The organism is Pseudoalteromonas sp. Angola-4 (genome assembly GCF_028599265.1).
Lineage (GTDB): Bacteria > Pseudomonadota > Gammaproteobacteria > Enterobacterales > Alteromonadaceae > Pseudoalteromonas > Pseudoalteromonas atlantica.
The window spans coordinates 64151-85473 of record NZ_JAQREK010000013.1; the positions used below are offsets into that span (position 1 = coordinate 64151).

General features: G+C 42.1%; 22 protein-coding genes. All 22 read right to left on the reverse strand.

Going from position 1 to position 21323, the window contains the following annotated elements; translation table 11 throughout:
- Nucleotides 1–5 precede the first annotated feature (5 nt).
- The 22 genes from PSH48_RS14695 to PSH48_RS14800 all read right to left on the reverse strand — a co-directional run bounded on the left by PSH48_RS14695 (nt 6) and on the right by PSH48_RS14800 (nt 21318).
- On the reverse strand, nt 6–503 hold the full coding sequence (locus PSH48_RS14695) for a chemotaxis protein CheW (protein WP_004588316.1): 498 nt from the start codon (nt 501–503) through the stop codon (nt 6–8).
- 24 nt (nt 504–527) lie between these two features.
- Nucleotides 528–1310 (reverse strand): chemotaxis protein CheW, encoded by a 783-nt coding sequence (locus tag PSH48_RS14700; RefSeq protein WP_029773816.1) that lies wholly within the window; start codon nt 1308–1310, stop codon nt 528–530.
- Between the two features lie 3 nt (nt 1311–1313).
- A complete protein-coding gene (locus PSH48_RS14705) occupies nt 1314–2084 on the reverse strand; it encodes a ParA family protein (protein ID WP_004588314.1) in 771 nt (256 codons plus the stop codon).
- A gap of 12 nt (nt 2085–2096) precedes the next feature.
- A complete protein-coding gene (locus PSH48_RS14710; RefSeq protein ID WP_248450561.1) occupies nt 2097–3062 on the reverse strand; it encodes a flagellar motor protein MotB in 966 nt (321 codons plus the stop codon).
- A gap of 5 nt (nt 3063–3067) precedes the next feature.
- Nucleotides 3068–3832, reverse strand: coding sequence for a flagellar motor protein (locus PSH48_RS14715; RefSeq protein WP_004588312.1), 765 nt, complete (start codon nt 3830–3832; stop codon nt 3068–3070).
- Nucleotides 3825–4970, reverse strand: coding sequence for a protein-glutamate methylesterase/protein-glutamine glutaminase (locus tag PSH48_RS14720; RefSeq protein ID WP_029773813.1), 1146 nt, complete (start codon nt 4968–4970; stop codon nt 3825–3827). Before PSH48_RS14720 ends, PSH48_RS14715 begins: the two co-directional genes overlap by 8 nt.
- A 51-nt stretch (nt 4971–5021) precedes the next feature.
- Nucleotides 5022–7250, reverse strand: a complete 2229-nt coding sequence (locus PSH48_RS14725; protein WP_273611801.1) for a chemotaxis protein CheA — start codon at nt 7248–7250, stop codon at nt 5022–5024.
- 15 nt (nt 7251–7265) lie between these two features.
- Entirely contained in the window at nt 7266–8033 is a 768-nt protein-coding gene (locus PSH48_RS14730; protein ID WP_004588309.1) for a protein phosphatase CheZ, read from the reverse strand.
- Between the two features lie 15 nt (nt 8034–8048).
- A complete protein-coding gene (gene cheY, locus PSH48_RS14735) occupies nt 8049–8432 on the reverse strand; it encodes a chemotaxis response regulator CheY (RefSeq protein WP_004588308.1) in 384 nt (127 codons plus the stop codon).
- Between the two features lie 41 nt (nt 8433–8473).
- A complete protein-coding gene (locus tag PSH48_RS14740) occupies nt 8474–9184 on the reverse strand; it encodes an RNA polymerase sigma factor FliA (protein ID WP_273606417.1) in 711 nt (236 codons plus the stop codon).
- A 26-nt stretch (nt 9185–9210) separates the two neighbouring features.
- On the reverse strand, nt 9211–10071 hold the full coding sequence (locus PSH48_RS14745) for a MinD/ParA family ATP-binding protein (protein ID WP_054983003.1): 861 nt from the start codon (nt 10069–10071) through the stop codon (nt 9211–9213).
- On the reverse strand, nt 10064–11539 hold the full coding sequence (flhF, locus tag PSH48_RS14750) for a flagellar biosynthesis protein FlhF (RefSeq protein WP_273611802.1): 1476 nt from the start codon (nt 11537–11539) through the stop codon (nt 10064–10066). Before flhF ends, PSH48_RS14745 begins: the two co-directional genes overlap by 8 nt.
- A gap of 22 nt (nt 11540–11561) precedes the next feature.
- Nucleotides 11562–13673, reverse strand: a complete 2112-nt coding sequence (gene flhA, locus PSH48_RS14755) for a flagellar biosynthesis protein FlhA (protein WP_024032312.1) — start codon at nt 13671–13673, stop codon at nt 11562–11564.
- 205 nt (nt 13674–13878) lie between these two features.
- On the reverse strand, nt 13879–15012 hold the full coding sequence (gene flhB, locus PSH48_RS14760) for a flagellar biosynthesis protein FlhB (protein WP_029773808.1): 1134 nt from the start codon (nt 15010–15012) through the stop codon (nt 13879–13881).
- Between the two features lie 8 nt (nt 15013–15020).
- On the reverse strand, nt 15021–15800 hold the full coding sequence (fliR, locus tag PSH48_RS14765) for a flagellar biosynthetic protein FliR (RefSeq protein ID WP_029773807.1): 780 nt from the start codon (nt 15798–15800) through the stop codon (nt 15021–15023).
- 2 nt (nt 15801–15802) lie between these two features.
- The gene (fliQ, locus tag PSH48_RS14770; protein WP_004588301.1) at nt 15803–16072 is read right to left on the reverse strand and encodes a flagellar biosynthesis protein FliQ; all 270 of its coding nucleotides are present in this window, start codon (nt 16070–16072) and stop codon (nt 15803–15805) included.
- 42 nt (nt 16073–16114) lie between these two features.
- Nucleotides 16115–16858: a flagellar type III secretion system pore protein FliP gene (gene fliP, locus PSH48_RS14775; RefSeq protein ID WP_029773806.1), complete on the reverse strand. Its 744-nt coding sequence runs from the start codon at nt 16856–16858 to the stop codon at nt 16115–16117.
- Between the two features lie 4 nt (nt 16859–16862).
- Nucleotides 16863–17246 (reverse strand): flagellar biosynthetic protein FliO, encoded by a 384-nt coding sequence (gene fliO, locus PSH48_RS14780; RefSeq protein ID WP_029773805.1) that lies wholly within the window; start codon nt 17244–17246, stop codon nt 16863–16865.
- Complete coding sequence (fliN, locus tag PSH48_RS14785) at nt 17243–17641, reverse strand: flagellar motor switch protein FliN (RefSeq protein WP_004588298.1); 399 nt, start codon at nt 17639–17641, stop codon at nt 17243–17245. The genes fliO and fliN overlap by 4 nt, the downstream gene beginning before the upstream one ends.
- Nucleotides 17642–17661: 20 nt before the next feature.
- Nucleotides 17662–18753 carry a flagellar motor switch protein FliM gene (gene fliM / locus PSH48_RS14790; RefSeq protein ID WP_004588297.1) on the reverse strand — a complete coding sequence of 364 codons (1092 nt, stop codon included), beginning with the start codon at nt 18751–18753 and terminating at the stop codon, nt 17662–17664.
- A 9-nt stretch (nt 18754–18762) separates the two neighbouring features.
- On the reverse strand, nt 18763–19296 hold the full coding sequence (gene fliL / locus PSH48_RS14795; RefSeq protein ID WP_004588296.1) for a flagellar basal body-associated protein FliL: 534 nt from the start codon (nt 19294–19296) through the stop codon (nt 18763–18765).
- Between the two features lie 57 nt (nt 19297–19353).
- Entirely contained in the window at nt 19354–21318 is a 1965-nt protein-coding gene (locus PSH48_RS14800; protein WP_273611803.1) for a flagellar hook-length control protein FliK, read from the reverse strand.
- Nucleotides 21319–21323 lie beyond the last annotated feature (5 nt).

Consider the following 21323-nt stretch of genomic DNA (forward strand, 5'->3'; position numbering starts at 1 on the left):
AAAGCTTAAATATCGCTTAACTCATCCCATTCGTCATCGCTAAGTAATTTATTTAAATCGACTAAAATAAGTAATTCGTTATCGCGGTTACATACACCTTGGATAAACTTAGCGCTTTCTTCGGTACCAACATTTGGGGCGCTGTCTATTTCAGAGCTGCGTAAATACACAACTTCAGAAACACTATCAGCTAAAATACCAATTACTTGCTCTTCTGCTTCAATAATTAAAATGCGAGAGTTATCAGTTGCATCTGCAGCAGGCAAACCAAAGCGTGCACGAGTATCAATAACAGTGACTACGTTACCACGTAAATTTATAATGCCAATAACGTATGAAGGTGCGCCAGGTACTGGGGCAATTTCGGTATAACGTAAAATTTCTTGCACCTGCATTACGTTTACGCCATACGTTTCTTCTTCAAGCTTAAACGTTACCCATTGTAAAATTTCATCGTTGTTATCTGCGTTTTTATTCGCTGATAATAGTCTATCTTCGCTCATGCTGTTACCCCGTAATGGTCGTTACTACTGACGGCTATCTAAGCCTTTTTCTAATAGTGCATTTAAATTATCTACATCTATTAAAGCACACATTTTTTCTTTAATAACACCGGCAAGCCAAGGGCGTTTGCCACTGTTTTTTCGCCATTTTACATCTTCTTTACTCAATGTAATGTTATTTATTAACTTTTCGGCCAATAAACCCCAGTTGCTATCGCCTAAGGTTATTAAATACTGATAATTAAGAGAGGCCTCTAACTTTTCATCGTACTTTTCAGGCATTACCCAACGGGCAGTATCAACTACGTTTAGCTTTTCATCTCTATTAAGCATAACGCCTTTAAACCACTTTGGCTTACCAAATAAATGATTTACTTCACCTAATTGATGAATTCCTCCAAGCGCTTTCAAAGGAACAGCCAATGTTAAACCAGCCACTTCAAAAAACAGAGCCTGAAATTCACCTTCAAAGTAATCTTCTTGGCTATGTAATAAAGGAGCAGGTTCTGTACTTAACTGGGTTTGCACCTCAGGTGTCTCTACTGGCTCAGGCTCAATAGGTGCCGGTGGCGAAATAGTGGCATCAGCCTCGCTATTACTCTCTTTTACTTGCTCAGAATAAAGCTGCTCGGTTACTTTTAATTGCGCTTTGGGCTTTAAAAGTACTTCGTCGTTTTGTAAGGCACTAGGTACTTGCTCAAGTAGCTTTGCTACAGGCTCAAGGTTTTCCTCAGGTTCGTCTTCGCATAATAGCGCCCCTAAGTATTGAGTCATTACTTTTTCATTAGCAAATAATTGCTTACTCATTCATTAACCTTGTCCAATTAAATAATCTAATAACGCTTTATAAGCGTAAACCCCACGCGAACGCGGGCAAAACTCTATGGGCACCTTTTGTGCAAGGCTTGCATCTCTAAACTTTGTATCAACGGGGATCACCCCTGGCCATACTTTATCTTTATATGTATTTTGCAACGTTTTGTAGGCTTCAAGCGACGCTTTAGTGCGCTTATCATACATAGTAGGGATTATAGTATATTGGTACTGTTTCGCTTGAGAGCTTTGCATTAACTCCATAGTGCGCATCATTCTATCAAGCCCTTTGAGCGCCAAAAACTCAGTTTGCACAGGCACTAAAATACGTTCGCTGGCGGCTAATGCGTTCACCATTAAAACACCTAAAACTGGCGGGCAATCAAGCAGCGCATAATCGTAATGTTCACTAATTTTTGCAAGTGTTTTTTTTAAAATTAAGCCCATCCCCGTTTTATTACCCATACTTCTATCGAGGGTTGCTATAGCCATCGTCGCGGGCAATATATCTAGGTTTTCCATGGTAGAGGGGCACAATGCTTGAAGTATTTCTTCACTTTGCATTGAGGTGCCGCGAGCAAAAATATCGTACACACTGACTTCTAAATCTTCAGAATCAATACCAAAATAGTACGTTAGTGAGGCGTGAGGGTCGGTATCAATGAGTAATACGCGTTTACCTTGCAAGGCCAAAATACCAGCAAGACTGACAGCCGTTGTGGTTTTACCTACACCGCCCTTTTGATTTGCTACTGTCCAAATCTTCACATTAAGTCCTAATTACTGTTCATTGCGCGTGGTGATTCTGATGCCACCATGAGGTAAACGAATTATTTTAATAGAGTTATCATCAGAGGGAAGTTCGACCTCTGGCTCAGGCGCAGCTTGTTGCACTTGCTCATCAGGCTCAGCTTCATTTTCGGTGGTTTGTTGTACTAAGCCATACTTAGAAAGCGCAATAACAACTTTACGATTCTCTGCTCTACCCGCTGCGGTGTCGTTATCGGCAAAAGGTGAGTATTGCCCATACCCCTCGATTGCCATTCGCGCTGGGTTAATTCCTAACGTTTCTAATTCAACTAAAATAGAGGTCGCCCGTGCAACTGACAACTCCCAGTTAGAGCGAAACATTTCATTGCGAATACTTTCGTTATCTGTGTAACCTCTTACCCTTATGTAGTTATCTACTGGGGCAATAATATCTTTTACAATTTTTACGACTTGCTTAGCTCGCGCATGGGCCACAGAGCTACCACTTGAGAACAGCATTCCTGAACTCAGCTCAATAATAAGCCAATCTTGGTTGAGCTCTAAACTGGCTTCTCCATCACGAATTTCATCAATAAGTGCTGAATGTAGTTTAGTTAACAAACTATCGAGTGGTTTACCTAAATGTTTTTGTTTTATATTGCTTGTATCACTATGTCCATCTAGCAGCTCTGGGCCAGACTCCTGTTTTTGAATGCTCTCACCGTACAATATCTCTTGCTCTGGGGTAACACGGTCAGTAAGTAGCCCTTCGCCTGTCACGCCCTCACCTTGTTGCGATTGTTGTCTTGCTGATTTGTCAAAAACCTGTTCTAGGGAGTCGGAGAGGATTTGAAAACTTTCTTCTTTATTTATGGCAATGGCATACATAACCACAAAAAAGGCAAACATAATGGTCATGTAATCAGCATAAGAGACTAACCAACGTTCTGTATGTTGATTTTTTTCAGCTGATTGACGTAAGCGCCGGCGTAACATAAAAGTTACTCTACCACGACATTAGGGCGCTCTGTGCGATAAGCTTCAAGCTTTAATTCTATGTTTATAGGACTTTCGCCAAGGCTTATAGCAATCACCCCTTCGGCCATCATTTCATGGTAAAGCATTTTTTGCTCTACTCGCTGCTTAAGCTTATTGGCCATAGGTAAAAATAATAAGTTAGCTAAACCCACCCCATATATTGTTGCAATAAATGCGGTGGCGACCCCTGCACCTAGCTTTTGAGGGTCGGTAATAAATGACATTGCTTGAATAAGGCCAAGTACAGCCCCTAAAATACCTATAGTTGGACTATATCCGCCCATGGCTTCGTACACTCTACTTGCTTCAAGTAAGCGGTCTCGTTCAAGCATTAAATCTATTTCTAAGGTGTCGCGTAGCTTTTGCTCCGAACACCCATCTACTAGTAAGCTAAGCCCTTTTGCTGCATAAGGATCTGGGTGACTAAGTGCCTCTTTTTCAAGCGCTAAGTACCCTTCCTGGCGAGCTTTATGCGACCACGTTTTAATTTGCTCTATGGCTTGCTCAATATTGTACTGGGGTGAAAAAAATACCCAATGGCTCATGCTTAGCGTTTTTTTAAAGGTGCTTGTCGCCGTTTGCAACATAACAGCCCCTAAGGTGCCGCCAAGTACAATAATAAGTGCAGGGCCATTAAATAACGCCGTGACAACGCCACCCTCTAAAGAGTAACCAATCGCTATAGCGCCCAGCGCAATGATTAACCCTAAAACAGAGAGCTTATCCACAACCAGTCTCTCTTTTTATTCTTGCTGCTACGTCGTTTAACGCTAAATGCTCAGAGGCAAGCCCAGCGTTGGCAATAGCTTGAGGCATACCGTATACCACACAGCTTTTTTCATCTTGCGCCCAAATTGTTGCGCCAGATTGCTTAAGCATTCGCGCGCCATCACGTCCATCAGCGCCCATGCCGGTTAAAACAATAGCAAGTACGTCTCCTTGGTAGCTTTTAGCAACACTTGCAAAAGTCACATCAACGCTTGGTTTGTAGCTTATTCGTTCACTATTATCTTCAAATACACGCAGCGTTTTATTACCACTTCGCCCCTCTACCATCATTTGCTGTCCACCAGGGGCTAAGTAGGCTGTGCCGGCTTCTAGCCTGTCACCTTGTTGCGCTTCTTTAACGCGTATTTTGCAAAGGCTATTTAAACGTGCCGCAAACGCAGGGGTAAATGCTGCCGGCATGTGCTGAATTAACAAAATAGGATGTGCAAAGTTAGCAGGTAATTGGGTTAATATAGTTTGTAAAGCAACTGGCCCGCCAGTTGAAGTGCCAATAGCCACTATTTGATAGTGTTTACCGCTGGCACGCGTGGGCATACTGGGTGTAGTTGTTGTCTGCACTGGGGCAGCACGTTGAAAGCTTCTATCAGGTTGTTTAAGCGATGAGCTTGTTGTGGCTAGTTTGCTTGCAGGTGGAGCAGTAGTCTTACTTGATGTTAATGGCCTAACAGGGCGTGGTGCACGCCTGCGACCAATTTCCTTCACTTTGGCTTGCAATAACTTAATTGCATCTTCGTTATTTCGTGCAATGTCTTCAAACTTTTTCGGTAAAAAGTCCATAGCTCCGGCATCAAGTGCATCTAAAGTTGCGGTTGCACCGTCGCGGGTTAATGAAGAAAACATAAGTATTGGCGTTGGGTTACTCGCCATAATTTCTTTTACTGCGCTAATACCATCAAGCACAGGCATTTCTACATCCATGGTGATCATATCTGGACGTAACTGCGCTGTTTTTTCTACGGCTTCTCTACCGTTAACAGCAAAACCTATTACTTCGATACCGCTGTCTTGTTCAAGGATTTCGCTTACTCGACGGCGAAAAAAACTGGAATCGTCAACAACTAAAACTTTTACGGCCATTGCGCTCTCTTATTAAATTTATGTGTAGGCATACACAGGTATGCCTACATTTTATCCTGCGTAATGCTTAAGCATATTAGGTACATCCAGAATCAGCGCAATACCACCGTCAGATGTAATTGTTGCACCAGCCATTCCTGGCGTACCTTGTAATAACGCATCAAGAGGCTTAATAACAACTTCTTCTTGGCCAATTAATGAATCAACCACAAAGCCAACTTGCTGAGTACCTATTTGTACAATTACCACATGACCTTGCGCTTTTCGCTGAGAACAATCAGCACCTTTAACTAACCAATGCTCTAAGTAAAATAGCGGTATCGCTTTTTTACGAACAATAATTGTAAGCTGACCATCTACCACATTGGTTTTGGTTAAATCTAAGTGGAATATTTCACTCACACCAGCAAGTGGTAACGCAAACGTTTGCTCACCAACAATAACCATCAGCGTAGGTAAAATAGCCAGTGTTAATGGTACTTTTATCTCTAAAATGGTACCTACGCCCAACTCAGACTGTATACTCACAGAGCCATTAAGCTGCGTAATTTTAGTTTTTACTACATCCATGCCTACGCCACGGCCAGAAATATCAGATATCTCTTCTTTGGTCGAAAAACCTGGTGCAAATATTAAGTTATACGCTTCTGTATCTGATAAGCGACTTGCCTGATCATGGTCAATAACGCCTTTACTGATCGCTATTTTTTTCAGTTTTTCCGCATCCATACCTGCACCATCATCTTTAATGGTTAACAAAATATGGTCGCCTTCTTGCGAAGCCGATAATGTAACGTTACCAGTTCTAGGCTTACCCGCAGCTTCACGCGCTGCTGGCATTTCAATTCCGTGGTCAACTGAGTTTCGTACTAAATGCACCAACGGATCGGCCAGTGCCTCAACTAAGTTTTTATCTAAATCGGTTTCTTCACCTACAAGCTGTAAATCAATTTCTTTATTTAAGCTACGGGCTAAGTCACGTACTACGCGAGGGAATCGGCCAAACACTTTTTTGATAGGCTGCATTCGCGTTTGCATTACTGCACCTTGAATATCAGCAGTGACCACATCAAGATTTGATATCGCCTTACCCATCGCTTCACTGTCTGTATTGGTCGCTAAACTGACCAACCTATTTCGTACTAATACCAACTCGCCAACCATATTCATTATTTGGTCTAAACGCTTTGTATCAACACGTACTGTTGTTTCAGCAGGTGGAGGCGTAGCTTTTTTAGGTGCAGCGCTACTCGCTGGTTTTTCAGCCACTTTAGGTGTAGGCGCAGCGGCTTTTGCCGCCGGAGCTTGTTTTGCTCCAGGTGCTGGCGTAGGCTTTTCTGGCGTAGGTTTTGCTGGCGTTTGTGCTACAGGTGCAGCCTTAGGTGGCTGCGGTGCAGGTGTGTCAGCTTCTTTTGATTCTGGTGCGGCACCTTTACCATGCAGTTCATCAAGCAGTGCCTCAAATTCATCATCGCTGATTTCATCATCACCGCTATCATTTGTAACAGCCGCTGGTGGTGCTGTGTGTTTTACTTCTGGCTCACTGCTTGAAGTATCTCCTGCAACCGGACCAAAACTACCTACACCGTGTAATTCATCTAATAAACTGTCAAATTCATCATCGGTAATATCTGAACTTGAATCTGGCTCTGCACTTGCACTTGGTTGCGACACCGGGCTTTGGCCTTTGCCGTGTAGCTCATCGAGTAAGCTTTCAAATTCATCTTCTGTAATTTCATCAATTTGCGTGCTATCTGCTGAAGGGCTTGGACCTGCCACATCAAATAGTTCATCAAATGCAAATGGGTCTTCATCATCTGTTGCGCTAACGGGAGCTGCGGGTTCTTGTTCAACAACTTCGGGGGCTGTTTCAGTAAGCTCGTCATCCGTAGGCGGTTGACCAAGTTTGTGAAGGGTTTCTAATAATTGAGGGTCTGCTGGGTCTGGCTGTTCGCGGTTTTGAATAGTGGCAAACATTTCATTAATGGTATCTAGTGCTTGTAAAATCACATCCATTAATTCTGAATTAACAGTTCTAACCCCTTGGCGTAAGAGATCAAATACGTTTTCAGCACCATGACAGGCATCAACAAGCTCAGTCATAGCTAAAAAGCCTGCCCCTCCTTTTACGGTATGAAAGCCCCTAAAAATAGCATTTAGTAACTCAGTATCTTCTGGGTTATTTTCTAGCTCAACTAACTGTTCAGATAAAAGCTCTAGGATTTCTCCAGCCTCTACAAGAAAGTCTTGTAAAATATCTTCATCGACTTCAAAGCTCATGCAGTTACTCTCCTCTTAGAAGCCCAAACTTGATAATAGGTCATCGACCTCGTCTTGGTCAGATACAACATCATTTCGCGACTCTTTATCAATAATAGGGCCTTCAGGACCTGCTAATGTTTGTGCGGCAACCAGTTCTTCTGTTTCTTGTTGTTCTTTACTTTCAGCAATGCTGTCATCTTGTGCAGCAAATGCTGTTAAAAGGTGGATTAAACTTTCTTCTACTTCTCTGACTAATTCAATTACACGGCGGATAACCTGGCCGGTTAAATCTTGAAAATCCTGCGCCATTAGTACATTAGTCATTAAAGTTTGCAACTCATCGGTTTTATGATGAGAGCTGTTCATAAACTTGTCGATGCTGTGGCATAAGGTTTTAAACTCGCCCAGCTCTATTTCGCGGTTCATAAGCCTATCCCAAGTAGGCTTAATATGTGCAATTTCATCTGCTAGCTGCTGCGCAATAGGGAGGCTTGCTTCGACCGCATCCATTGTCTTATTAGCTGCATTTTCTGTCATTTCCATGACATAGTTTAAGCGCTTTTTCGCATCCGGTATTGCATCAGTGGTTAAATCGGTTAAACGCGTATCAAGTTCAAAGCTTTTAAGGGCTTCGTGTAATTGGCGTGTTAACTTACCTACTTCAGCAAAAAGCTGCGATTGCTCTTGAGAGGCAGTATCTAAAATTAATTGATCTGCTTTATCTTGCTCACCGTTTTCTAAAAAAACGACGAGCTGACGAGCTTGTTCTAAAGTAATTTGAGGCGCAGCTGGTGCTGACATAAGCCTCTCCTCTCATTAACCTAAGCGTTCAAACACTTTTTCTAATTTAGTTTTCAAAGTACCAGCAGTAAATGGCTTAACAATATAGCCATTAACACCTGCTTGCGCTGCCGCTATTATTTGTTCTTTTTTAGCTTCTGCCGTCACCATTAAAACCGGAATATGTTTTAATTTTTCGTCAGCTCTAATGGCTCTTAGCAAGTCAATACCCTGCATGCCTGGCATGTTCCAATCGGTTACAACAAAGTCAAAAACCTGATTTTGCAACATAGGTAATGCTGTAGAACCATCGTCAGCTTCTTGAACATTCGTGAACCCTAGGTCACGCAACAGATTTTTTATAATACGTCTCATTGTAGAGAAATCATCAACAACAAGAATTTTCATGTTTTTATCCAAAACATCCTCCGGTGAGGTCTTAACCTATAATTTACTTACTACTAGTTTATCCAGTCATTGATTTTTGCTTTGAGCTTAATCATCGCCTGACCATGTATCTGACTTACACGCGATTCACTTACATCGAGTATATGCCCAATTTCTTTTAAATTCATTTCATCGTTGTAATACAAAGAAAGCACCATTGCATCTCGCTCTGGTAAAGACTTTATTGCCTCTAACAATGAATTATTAAACCGTTCATTTTTAACATTATTAAATGGTTTGTCTAGCGCTAAATCTTGGCCTGCTGGGCTAATAACATCTTCATCTACCCCTAGGTCTTCTATACCAAGCACTTTACTGGAATTAACATCATTTAAAATATGATGGTATTCTTCTAGCGAAATATCAAGTTTTTCAGCTACTTCAGTATCTTTTGGTTCTCTATTTAAGTTATTTTCTAATTCTGTGATAGTTTCGGCTACTAATCGGCTTTTACGGTGCACCGAACGTGGTGCCCAATCCCCTCTGCGCATTTCATCAAGCATAGCGCCGCGGATACGAATACCAGCAAACGTTTCAAAGCTTGCCCCTTTACTGGCGTCAAAGTTTTTTGAGGCCTCGATAAGGCCAATCATTCCCGATTGGATTAAGTCATCAAGCTGAACGCTAGGAGGAAGACGAGCTATTAAATGGCACGCCACTTTTTTGACAAGCGACGCGTGTTTTTCAACAATCACATTTAAATTTTGTGTTGATTGATATCCCATAGCTCTTTTCACCGATGTTGTCATAATCAGCCGTTTACTAGCTTCTCAATGAAAAACTCTAAATGTCCTGAAGGTTGATTAGGTATAGGCCATTTTACTGCTTTTGTCGCTAATGTTTTAAACGCGACTGCTGCTGGTGAATTAGGGAAAAGATCGACAATTACTTTTTGTTTACGCGTAGATTTACGCATATTTTCATCATATGGAATAGTCGCAACAAGCTCCATAGACACATCTAAAAAGCGGTCTGTTACTTTAGAGAGCTTTGCAAAAAGCTCTTGGCCCTCGCGCATACTGCGCACCATGTTTGCAACAATTTTAAATTTATAAACGCCATGCTCGCGGCTAAGTACTTTAATAAGTGCGTAGGCATCAGTAATAGAGGTCGGCTCATCACACACCACCACCATGACATCTTGCGCTGCACGAGAAAAACTCAGCACCATGTCAGAAATACCAGCGGCGGTATCTACAATTAAAATATCAAATTCGGTATTAAGCTCACTAAAGGCACGAATTAACCCAGCATGCTCAGATGGGGTTAGCTCCACCATACTTTGCGAGCCTGATGTAGCAGGCACGATTTTAATACCGCCTGGGCCTTCAACTAAAATCTCGTCAAGTTCGCACTCACCTGAAAGGACATGAGATAAGTTTTTTTCAACACGTAGTCCTAGCATTACATCACAATTAGCTAGGCCTAAATCGGCATCTAATACTAATACACGATTACCCTGCTGCCCTAAAGCAATAGCAGTATTTAAAGAGACGTTGGTTTTACCCACCCCACCTTTACCGCCAGTGACAGCGATAACTTTTACGCCGTTGTTGTTGTTTTGACTCATTTTGCGCAGGCCGCTTGCTTGATCTAATACTGTGTTAATCATACATCCCTACTGTGCTTGGCGCCACTGCTTGGTGCCTTGAATGTTGTGCTTTTGCTCTTTTTAAATACAATTGCTCAGCTTTTTTTACTAGTTTTTCAGCATTTGCAACGCGAATATCTTCTGGTACACGCTGACCATTAGTAAGATACCCTATTGGAAGGCGATTTTGAATCGCTATACTAATAATCTCACCTAAACTTAATGATTCATCTAACTTAGTGAAAATACAACCGCTTAGCTGAACCTTTTTAAAATGTCTTACGGTTTCTTGCAGTACATTTATTTGTGCTGTGGCACTTAATACTAAATAACTACGTATATCTACTCGCTGGTTGCGCATTAACGTATTTAATTGCTCTGTAAGGCGTAAATCACGTTGGCTCATACCCGCTGTATCAATTAATACTAGACGCTTATTGCGTAAATGATATAAAACTTCAGCTAATTCATTGGCATCTTTTACTTGTTTAACACCACAACCAATAATACGACCATATGTTGCAAGCTGCTCATAAGCACCAATTCTGTATGTATCAGTGGTGATTAGGGCAACTTTGTCGGCGCCATACTTTTGTGCGCCTAATGCGGCAAGTTTAGCTACTGTGGTTGTTTTACCTACACCTGTAGGCCCAACAAGGGCGTACACACCCCCTTGGCGAAGAATTTCGTTGTTGGTGGTTTGCATTTGATCTTCAACCATTTGCAATAATGCTTTCCAACCTTGCTGACGCGATACGTCATCTGGGATAAAACACGCCATTTGCTCTGCAACGTCTTTATCTATTCCCATGCCAACTAAACGGTCAATCATGCATGCACGTGTAGGGTCGCGACGAGCCATATCTTGCTGCATTAAACCCGATACTTGGTGTTCTAGTAACTGGCGAATTGCGTTCATTTCATCACGCATCGCGCTCATTTGGGCGCTTTCGTTGTTATTAGCTTGAGGACGCGGAGCCACAGGCGCATCTAAATCGTCAAAGTCTTGATCTAAGTCATCAAAGCCTAGGCTGTCTGCTTGGGTTTGCATGCGTTTTGGCGCTTCATTTTCGCGTGCAAACATATTTGTCGTACGTGGCTGTGCTGGCTCTTGGTAATGCTCAGACGTATCAATACCTGATTGCGAAAACATAGAGGCTAGCTCAGGAGAGCGAGGGCGTGGCGACTGACGCTCTAATAAAGCTTGTAAGCTATCAGCTACTTTTGCTTGTGGCTCAGGTTGCGCACGCTTAGGCTCTGGCTTTACAAAGTTATGAGTAGGCTGTTGCACGGCTCTTTGCGGAGCAGGCGCTGCCTGTTGTTGCGCTGCGGCTTTAGGGGCTGCTTTGTCGTAATCTACTGCGGCAACAATTTCTACACCATTAGCGAGTTTTTTGTTCGACATAATAACGGCATCAACACCTAGCTCATCTTTAACTTCTTTCAGTGCGGTGCGCATATCTTTGGCAAAAAAACGTTTAATCTTCATGGTTCAACCCCTGTTAAAATCTTTATTGTTGGCCTACTGAGCTGACAATCTTGATCTGTCTTTCATCTGGTACCTCTTGATAAGACATCACCCTTAAACCCGGTATGGTGTACTTAACAAAGCGAGATAACACAGTGCGTAACATTCCTGACGTTAGCAATATTGAAGGTTCTCCGGCCATTTCTTGATTCTGATGCGCTTCGTTTAATGATGTTTGAAGTCGCTCAGCAAGGCTTGGTTCTATTCCGGCACCTTCGTCGCCTGCATTTTGTAATGACTGATGCAACATCTGTTCCAACTCAGGCGCCAAGGTTATGACAGGGATTTCTGATGACATTCCCACAGCGTCTTGAACTATTAAACGGCGCAGCGAAATACGCACTGCAGCTGTTAAAACATCGGCATCTTGGCTACGTGGGCCGTACTCTACAAGGGTTTGAACAATAGAGCGCATATCACGAATAGCCACACCTTCGTTTAATAAATTTTGCAGTACTTTTACAACGGTTGTCAGTGGTAGTACTTCTGGCACTAACCCTTCTACTAAACGTGGATGGCTTTTTGCTAACATATCAAGCAGGTTTTGAACCTCCTCATGCCCTAGCAATAATGCGGCACTGTTAGTTAATAACTGGCTAATGTGGGTGGCGACCACAGTGGCTGAATCAACCACGGTGTAACCTAGTGACTGTGCTTCGTCTTTTTGATCAGGCTTTATCCACACCGCATCTAAGCCAAATGCAGGGTCTTTGGTTTCAACCCCTTTAATAGGGCCAAATACTTGCCCTGGGTTGATGGCCAGTTCATCGCCATGTTTGAGCTCGCCTTCACCACTTGAAACACCCATCATGGTAATACGGTACGCATTAGGGTCTAACTCTAAGTTATCGCGAATATGTACAGGCGGTACTAAAAAGCCAAGCTCCTGAGATAACTTTTTACGCACCCCTTTAATTCGGTTGAGCAGCTCACCACCTTGAGATTGGTCAACAAGCGGAATAAGCCTGTAGCCAACTTCTAAGCCAATAACGTCAATTTGTTGTACATCGTCCCATCCAAGCTCTTTTTGCTCTTGCTTGTTTGCAACGCCAGTACCGGCAACGGCACCACTTTCAGCCTCTTGGGCTGCTAGAGCAGCGGCTTTTAATTTTTGCTGCTGAGTAAAATAAGCTAAGTAGCCAAGTAGTGCGCCTAAACTTAAAAAAGCAATATGAGGCATACCCGGAACCAACCCCATAATGATTAAAATACCTGAGGCGATAAATAATGATTTTTCGTTACCTAATTGGGCTTTAAATTGCTCACCCATGTTATGTGATTCGTTTTGGCGAGTAACAACAATAGCAGTACCAATAGAGAGTAATAATGAAGGAAGCTGCGCCACAAGGCCGTCACCAATGGTAAGTAAAGTATATACTTCCATTGCGCGGCTAAAGCTCAAGTCGTGTTGGATCATGCCCACAAATAAGCCGCCAACAATATTAATAATTAATATCACGATACCGGCAATGGCATCGCCTTTTACAAACTTACTCGCCCCATCCATAGAGCCGTAAAAGTCAGCTTCGCGGGTTACTTCACTGCGGCGCTCACGTGCTTGCTCTGCACTAATAAAGCCAGCGTTTAAGTCGGCATCTATCGCCATTTGTTTACCCGGCATAGCGTCTAGCGTGAAACGAGCCGATACTTCAGAAATACGCCCTGCACCTTTGGTTATTACAACAAAGTTTATGATGATCAGAATTAAAAACACCACTAAACCTACCGCGTAGTTTCCGCCAATAACCACTGAGCCAAACGCTTCAATTACCTTACCAGCCGCATCGCCCCCGTTGTGACCCTCAAGGAGCACCACGCGTGTGCTGGCAACATTTAGGGCTAAACGCATAATTGTAGCGATTAACAGTACCGCCGGAAACATGCCAAATTCGAGAGGTTTCATGGTGTAAACAGTCACCAGTAAAACAACCAAGGCAAGAGCAATATTAAATGAAAATAATATATCAAGAAGAAATGGTGGCAGCGGTAAAATAACCATACCCAGCGCTGCAAGTACTAATAGCGGTGTGCCAACACCTTTGGCATACTCTTTTTTATCTTTGTTAAGTTGTTGTAATACCGCTTTAAAATCCATAACTCTACAATTCAATAAATTGACACTAGCCTGAAATAGCAATAACTATTCCAAGTATAGAGTCAGCAATAGATTCATTGAGTATTGATGCAAAATTTAAAGCAAGTGAGAGACAAGAGCGTATGGGCTTTATGGTTTGAATTTTCAGCCCCGTGTTGATATTTAGGCAAGGCGCCCCTGTAAAGTGTGGTTAGCTCAGCTTACCCTAATCGTATTTAAAATCATCCGGAATAGGCAGTTTAGACTTAAGAGGGATGGGGCGCTTTCCGCGACCTTTTTTAAAGCGTTTAAGCTGAAATACATAGGCTAAAACTTGCGCTACAGCGGTAAATAGCTGATCTGGGATCTGTTGGCCTATTTCAGCAGTATGATAAAGCGCCCGCGTAAGCATAGGAGATTCTACAATCGGTACTTCGTTACCTTTGGCTATTTTACGAATTTGCATAGCCATTTCATCTATCCCTTTGGCAAGTACAATCGGTGCACCTGCTCGCTCAGTATCGTATTTTAGCGCCACAGAATAGTGAGTAGGATTGGTTACAATTACGTCGGCATCGGGGACATCTTGCATCATCCTTCGCTGCGACATTTGCCTTTGTGTTTGCCTAATGCGCGCTTTAATTTGCGGATCACCCTCTGAGTTTTTGTACTCGTCTTTGATCTCCTGCATGGTCATTTTAAGTTGTTTGTTGTGGTTATAACTTTGATAAGGCGCATCTATTGCGGCAATAATCACCAAAGTGCACGACAACCCTAAAAACATCCACGAGAGCATTTCAAGGGCATGAATTATATTACTAGGTGCGCTTTCAATACTTAAATGCAAAATTTCATCAAAAAAAGTTTGAATCAAAAACACCGCAAAAATAGCCACCAGCGCAAACTTTAATATAGACTTTACAAGCTCTATCGCTGCTTGTGGGCCAAACATGCGTTTAAAACCCTTTATTGGCGACATTTTACTGGGCTTAGGTGCTGCAGCTTCCCAACTAAAATTAAAGCCGCCGAGTAAGGTATTTCCTATAAATGCTGCAATAACAATAATTAAAACAAACATCGCCACTGGAAACAGCAGCGCACTGGCCACCTCACTCCACACCGCAAACATTTTAGTGGTGTCGTAGGTTTCACTGCGATTTAAAGACAGCATCCTGCCCATAATATTGTATAAGCCTTTGCCTATTTCGGGCCCATATAACAGCAACGAAATTGCAGAAAAAATAAGTACAAACATAGTCCCTAGCTCTTTTGAGCGTGCTATTTGACCTTTCTTTTTAGCATCTTCGAGCTTTTTGGAGGTGGGTTCTTCTGTTTTTTCTTGTCCTGAATCTTCAGCCATTGCCCCTCCTACACCGTACAGCCAACAAGGCTACACATTAGCTCAATCATTTTTAACCACTGAAATTCAAATTGGGTTACAAAATTACCTAAGGTAGCCCAAATAATAATTAAACCGGCAACTAATGTAAACGGAAAACCTATTGAGAAAATGTTTAATTGCGGTGCTGCGCGGGTCATAATACCAAATGAAATATTAATAATGAGCATGGCCGTAAGGGGGGCTAAAGCCAATACCAGTGCAGTGGTAAACATCCAGCTGCCCCACGTTACTATGTCCCAGTAATGATCAACAGCCCACCACTGGCCGTTTATAGGCAACACCGAAAAACTATGCACCACCATTTGAATCATCATTAAATGGCCATTAAAAACAAAAAATAACAAGGTCGCTAAAATTAAGTAAAACTGGCCAACTGCAGGCACACTCGCACCATTTGAAGGGTCTATAACAGAGGCAAAGCCCAAACCGGTTTGCATTGCCAGTATTTGCCCAGCAAGCACAAAGGTATTTAGCATTAGCGTAGAGGCAAACCCTATCGCAACACCTATCAACATTTGCTGAATAACCACCAGCACCATTTCAAAAGAAAATAAATTAGTAAATGTTGCAGGAGGCAGCGCTGGCACCACTAAAAACGTTACCACTACCGCCAATCCCATTTTAATGCGGGTAGGTACGTTTTGTGCGCCTAAGCCCGCCATAATCATGATCATAGAGCTTATGCGAACTAAAGGCAGTAAAAAATCACTTAACCATTGAATAACAAAAGAAAAAGGAAATTCCACAATTAGCCTGCAATTTCAGGAATGAGTAACACTAGGCGGGTAAAAAAGTCCATTAGCTCTTGAGTAAGCCAATGCCCACCTACAATAAGTGCTCCAATGGTAATTAATAAGCGCGGTAAAAAACTTAGGGTTTGTTCATTAATTGAGGTTGCCGCTTGGAACACCGCCACCACTAAACCAACAAGTAAACCAGGTACCACAATAGCTGATACCAGCTTAATAACTAAAAACAGTGCATCGCTAAGAATATCAACAAAAATTTCTGGTTCCATGTTGTACTCCTAATGTTTAAAAGTGCGAATGTAAAACATGGTTTATGTACCTAGTCCAAAGCTTTTAGCTAACGTGCCCATTACTAGGCTCCAGCCATCGACCAGTACAAATAACATTATTTTAAAAGGCAAGGACACTATCATGGGCGAGAGCATCATCATACCCATGGCCATTAATACCGAGGCAACCACTAAATCCACAATTAAAAACGGTATAAAAAACATAAAACCAATAATAAAGGCGGTTTGTAGTTCACTGGTCACAAATGCAGGTATTAACACAATAAGCGGTGTGGCCTCTGGCGAATCAAGCTGCTCATAACCTGCTATTTTGGCAAACGTTTCTAAGTCTTTTAATCGTACCTGCGAGAGCATAAAGGCCTTCATGGGCTCCTTTGCAAGCTCTAATGCTTGTACCGAAGTAACTTGTTCATTTAAATAAGGTTCTATCGCACGCTCGTTAACTTGCTGATAAATAGGCGCCATAATAAAAATACTTAAAAAAAGCGACATCCCTAATAAAACTTGGTTTGAAGGTGTTGATTGTAAACCAATGGCTTGGCGCAAAATAGCCAGTACAACAATAATACGGGTAAACGAAGTCATCATAATTATGGCGGCAGGAATAAAGCTCAGCGCCGTCATAATTGCCAGTACTTGCAAGGTTACAGAGTAATCTTGCGTCCCGTCGGCATTGGTTGTAATGGTTAGAGCGTCTATGCCCTCTGCACTGCTTGCAACAGGTACAAATAACACAGCTAAAATAATCAGCAGCCACTTTATCATAGGGTTAATTCTTTTTATTTTGATTCGTTTGCGGGTTTAGTAGTTTGCTAAATCGCTTAGCAAGTTCTGGCAGTTCTTTTTCACTTAACGGCGTGTCTAATTTATGTAAGTAGTTAATACTGTGCGGGGTGACCCCTAATAAATGCTGTGCATTATCTATTTCAACCACCATTAAGCGCTCTCGTGAGCCAAGCGGTAAGCTTCGTACCACTTTAAATTCTTCGCTATTAGCTAAATTTGGATTAAGTTTTTTAACAAAAAATGCCAGCACTACAATCAGTACTAGCACCGCAACCAACGACAACACCATAGACAAAATGTCGGCCGTAGGTGTTAACGTTTCTGCCTTTGTAAATACTGAGTTTGTTAAAACAGCAAGGGAGCTCATCGTAATTTTTTGATCCGCTCTACCTGGCTAATAACATCCGTTAAACGAATACCAAATTTATCATTCACTACAACCACTTCGCCATGGGCAATGAGCGTACCATTTACTAATACATCCAGTGGTTCTCCGGCTACGCGGTCTAGTTCAACAACAGAGCCTTGGTTTAGCTGCAGTAAGTTACGAATATTTATTTTAGAGCGCCCTACTTCCATAGAAATAGTCACAGGAATATCTAAAATTGTATCGAGTTTACGCTTTTCGTCACCGCTAAGCTCATGTTTAGCATCACTTAGTTCATCAAGCTCTGCTACATGCGCTTCGGCGCTCTCATCACCGCCTTCGGCTTCAGCTAGGGCTGCTGCCCATTCGTCCATTGTGTCTTGATCATCGCTCATACTTTTAACCTTTTAATCAATTACCAGTCTAAGTCTACACCGTCAGAAAGGTGTAAATCATCTTCTAGTTCTGCTAATTCTGCATCTGAATCAATTTTCTTGCCGCCTTTGGTAAATACATGCAGCTCAGATTTAACTGAATCAGGGCGTTTAATTTTTTCACTAATTTGTAGCGCAACGTTATCGCGAGAACGACCCATTTTAGCTCTAAATGTAGGTAACTCCTCAACAAATACCGTAATATGCTCTGGCATTTCTACCGGTATAATATCGCCCGCTTTAAGTTCCATTATTTGTTTAAGAGACAAATCCACCTCAAGAAGTTGAGTCGACATATCCACCTCAACGTCCATAATTTCATCGCGTAAAGCTTTGCTCCAGCGCAAATCGGTGTCTTCTGTATCCGATTGTACACCCGCATCTAATAGCTCTCTAATGGGTTCAAGCATTGAATACGGCAAAGCGATGTGAAAATCGCCACCACCGCCATCTAATTCAATATGAAAAGAGCTAATAACCACAACCTCAGTAGGGCTCACAATGTTAGCCATTGCTGGGTTTACTTCTGAATCGAGGTATTCAAACGACACGTCCATAACCGGTGCCCATGCTTCTTTGTAATCTTCAAAGATAATTTTTAGTAGCATTTGCACGATTCGACGTTCGGTAGGGGTAAATTCGCGGCCTTCAATTTTGGCATGGTAACGCCCGTCACCACCAAAAAAGTTATCTACCAAAATAAACACTAAACGTGCTTCCATGGTGATAAGGCCAGTGCCTTTTAGCGGTCTAAAACGCACCATATTTAAACTTGTTGGTACAAATAAGGTATGAATGTATTCGCCAAATTTAATCATTTGTACGCCATTAATCGACACCTCTGCGGTGCGGCGCATCATGTTAAATAAGCTTATTCGCATATGACGAGCAAACCGCTCGTTAACAATTTCCAGGGTCGGCATGCGACCACGCACGATCCGATCTTGCGAAGAAAAGTCATACTGTAATGTACTGCCTTCGCCGTCTTCACCTTCGTGTATATCTTCCTCTTCGACTTCATCAACGCCGTGTAAGAGTGCATCAATTTCGTCTTGGGATAATAAATCGCTCACGCTAGCCCCTTATTGCATCACAAAGCCGGTAAACAATACCCGCTCAATTACTTTAGTGCCTTCAACATCATTTAGCGCAGCTTGCACTTTTTCAAGCGCAGTAAAGCGTAATGTTTCTTTGCCTGCACTGGTGCTGAGCTCATCAGCTGTGGTGGTTGAAAACACGCTTAATAAGGTGCCTTCAATCAGTGGGATGTGCTTTTTAGCGGTTTCTTCATTTACATCGCCACGCACAAGTAATTGCACTTTTATTTGTACAATTCTATCTCTGCTTGACCCAGGTACATTAAACACAAAGGGTCTTGGCATAGCAACATACAAGGCACTGCCCATTTCGGCTGAAGAGCCTGAAGGTGTAGCCGAGTCGCTTTGCGCTGCAGTTGTTGTTTCTTCATCTAATGTTTCAACGGGTGCATCATCGCCCGCCATAAAAAAATAGCCTGCACCACCGCCAACAACAAGCAGTACTGCCACTATGATTATGATCAGCTTTTTTTTGCTTTTACCGGTTTCTTCTATTTCTAAACTTGTTTCTTCGGCCATTGTGATTCCTTTTTTAGCAAAGGTACTTGCTTGTTTTAGTTATTATAATAGCAGTACTTAGGCATAGTAATCTATTGATGATGAAGTTTGTTGTCGAGAACTTTGTGGGTTAGCCCCATCTTGTTCATCATTTTTATCCTGCTGTGTATTTTTATTAGCCGTTTGATCTTGTGATTGCCCTTCGCCTTCATCGCTTTGCTCACTACCAGATTGCCCGTAAGAAATCGTACTTTCACCTAAATCAATTCCCTGCTCGGCTAACATTTCACGTAAGCGCGGCATTGATTGTTCAAGTGCTTCTTTAGCTTGCTGGTTTTGCACTACAAAATTTATTTGTGCTTGTTCAGCATCACTTCTGATACGAATTTGCATACTGCCCATTTCTGGCGGATCTAAGCGAATTTCAGCTTCTTTATTGCTAATGCTTAGCATTGAAGATACACGCTCTTGAAGCATTTTAGCTGCATCACTTTTAACAATATTAATAGCCTGCATCATACTTGCATCTATATTTACCTGCTTAACCTGCGCGGTGCTGCTTTGTAATTGCTGCGACTGTATAGCTTGGCTCTCTAAAATAGACTGCTCATAACGAGCGTTGTCATACTGAGTATTTATTTGTGCCTGCGTATTATTAATGCCATCGGTTATCAACGTAAACACCTGAGCTACACGCGATAAACCAGTATTTGTTTTAGGCTCTTTAAGTAAGCTTTCCTGCTCGGCCTCTAGGGCGTTTAATTCTTCTGGATTTACACCATCTTGCTCAATACTAGAGGGTGCTTCAGTATTAATCATGGCTTTATTTTGCGGTGTATTCGGATTCATTGCAGCATTACTGGCTTGCTGCGCATTTAAAGCCGCATTTGCAGAGCTCGACACACTTTGCGCTTTGCTCTCACTAAGCTGCGCATCAAGCATAGTTTGTAAGTTGCTTATTGTTTCATTTACTTTTTTGAGCGTATCACCTGTTGGTTGCTCGTTACTCACATAGCTTTTCAATTGGCTAAGTAGCGCCTGTTTTTCATCGCTATTTAAGTTTTTTAACTGAGATTGAACTAACTCACCGCGCGTGCTTGTCTCTTTTTCGTTTTGTACGACAAATTCTGTCAGTAATTGTTTAACGGAGCTTGCACGATCATCACTTTCACTTGGCGTGGTTTCAGTAAATGAGCTTTTAACGTGCTCGTTTAATTGTGCACGTTGCGCTTCGCTTAATGAGTTGAGTACTTTAGATGTAGTTGATAGCTCTGTCTGCGTAGATGAACGAGTCAGTTCTTTGGCTAATTGCTCTATGTCTGCATCGCTTATAGGCAGCGCACTTTCAGCATTTAATACAGTGCCAGTCGCTTTTGTGTTCTCAGCACCTTTACCTTCATTACCTACAGAGGCTGCACTGCTATTAGTTTTATTAATTTGTGTTTGCACCGCTTCTGCTATTGGGTTTTTAGCTGCACTACTTGCTAGGCTCTCATTTTTTAAAGAAGGGGCTAAGTTTTCTCCAGCGCTTTGCTTAGCTGCTTTAGTTTCGAGCTCGGCGTTTGTAAACGCGCTTTTTTTGCCATTGCTATTATCATCAGCTAAAAGAGTATCATCGGCTTCATCAGTTTCACCTAATTGCGAAGCTAAAAAGTTGACACTTTTATCACTCTTTTTTGCACTCAAATCGCTAAAATCATTATCGCTACTGCCATGTTTTTTTACACTTACATCAATCACTTGCGAGGAGTTTATTTGTGCTAAAACGCTATCGCCAGATAATAACGTATCTTGCGTGTCATCACTTAATGAAGCTGTCGGTTTTTTGCTATTGGCTAGCTGCTTATCATCTGTTGGCAATAAAGAGCCTGCTTGGCTAGGAGCCTCAGAATTAGCAGGCAATACAAAGGGTTTGTCTGCATCTTGTAGCTGGCTTAAAAAAGCATCACCAGATTCGTTACCTGCAGGTAAGTTATTCTCTTTAAATGCTAAAAAAGAGTCTTTTTCACCTGTTGCCAACATTGAAATATCGTTTATTGCCATAATTC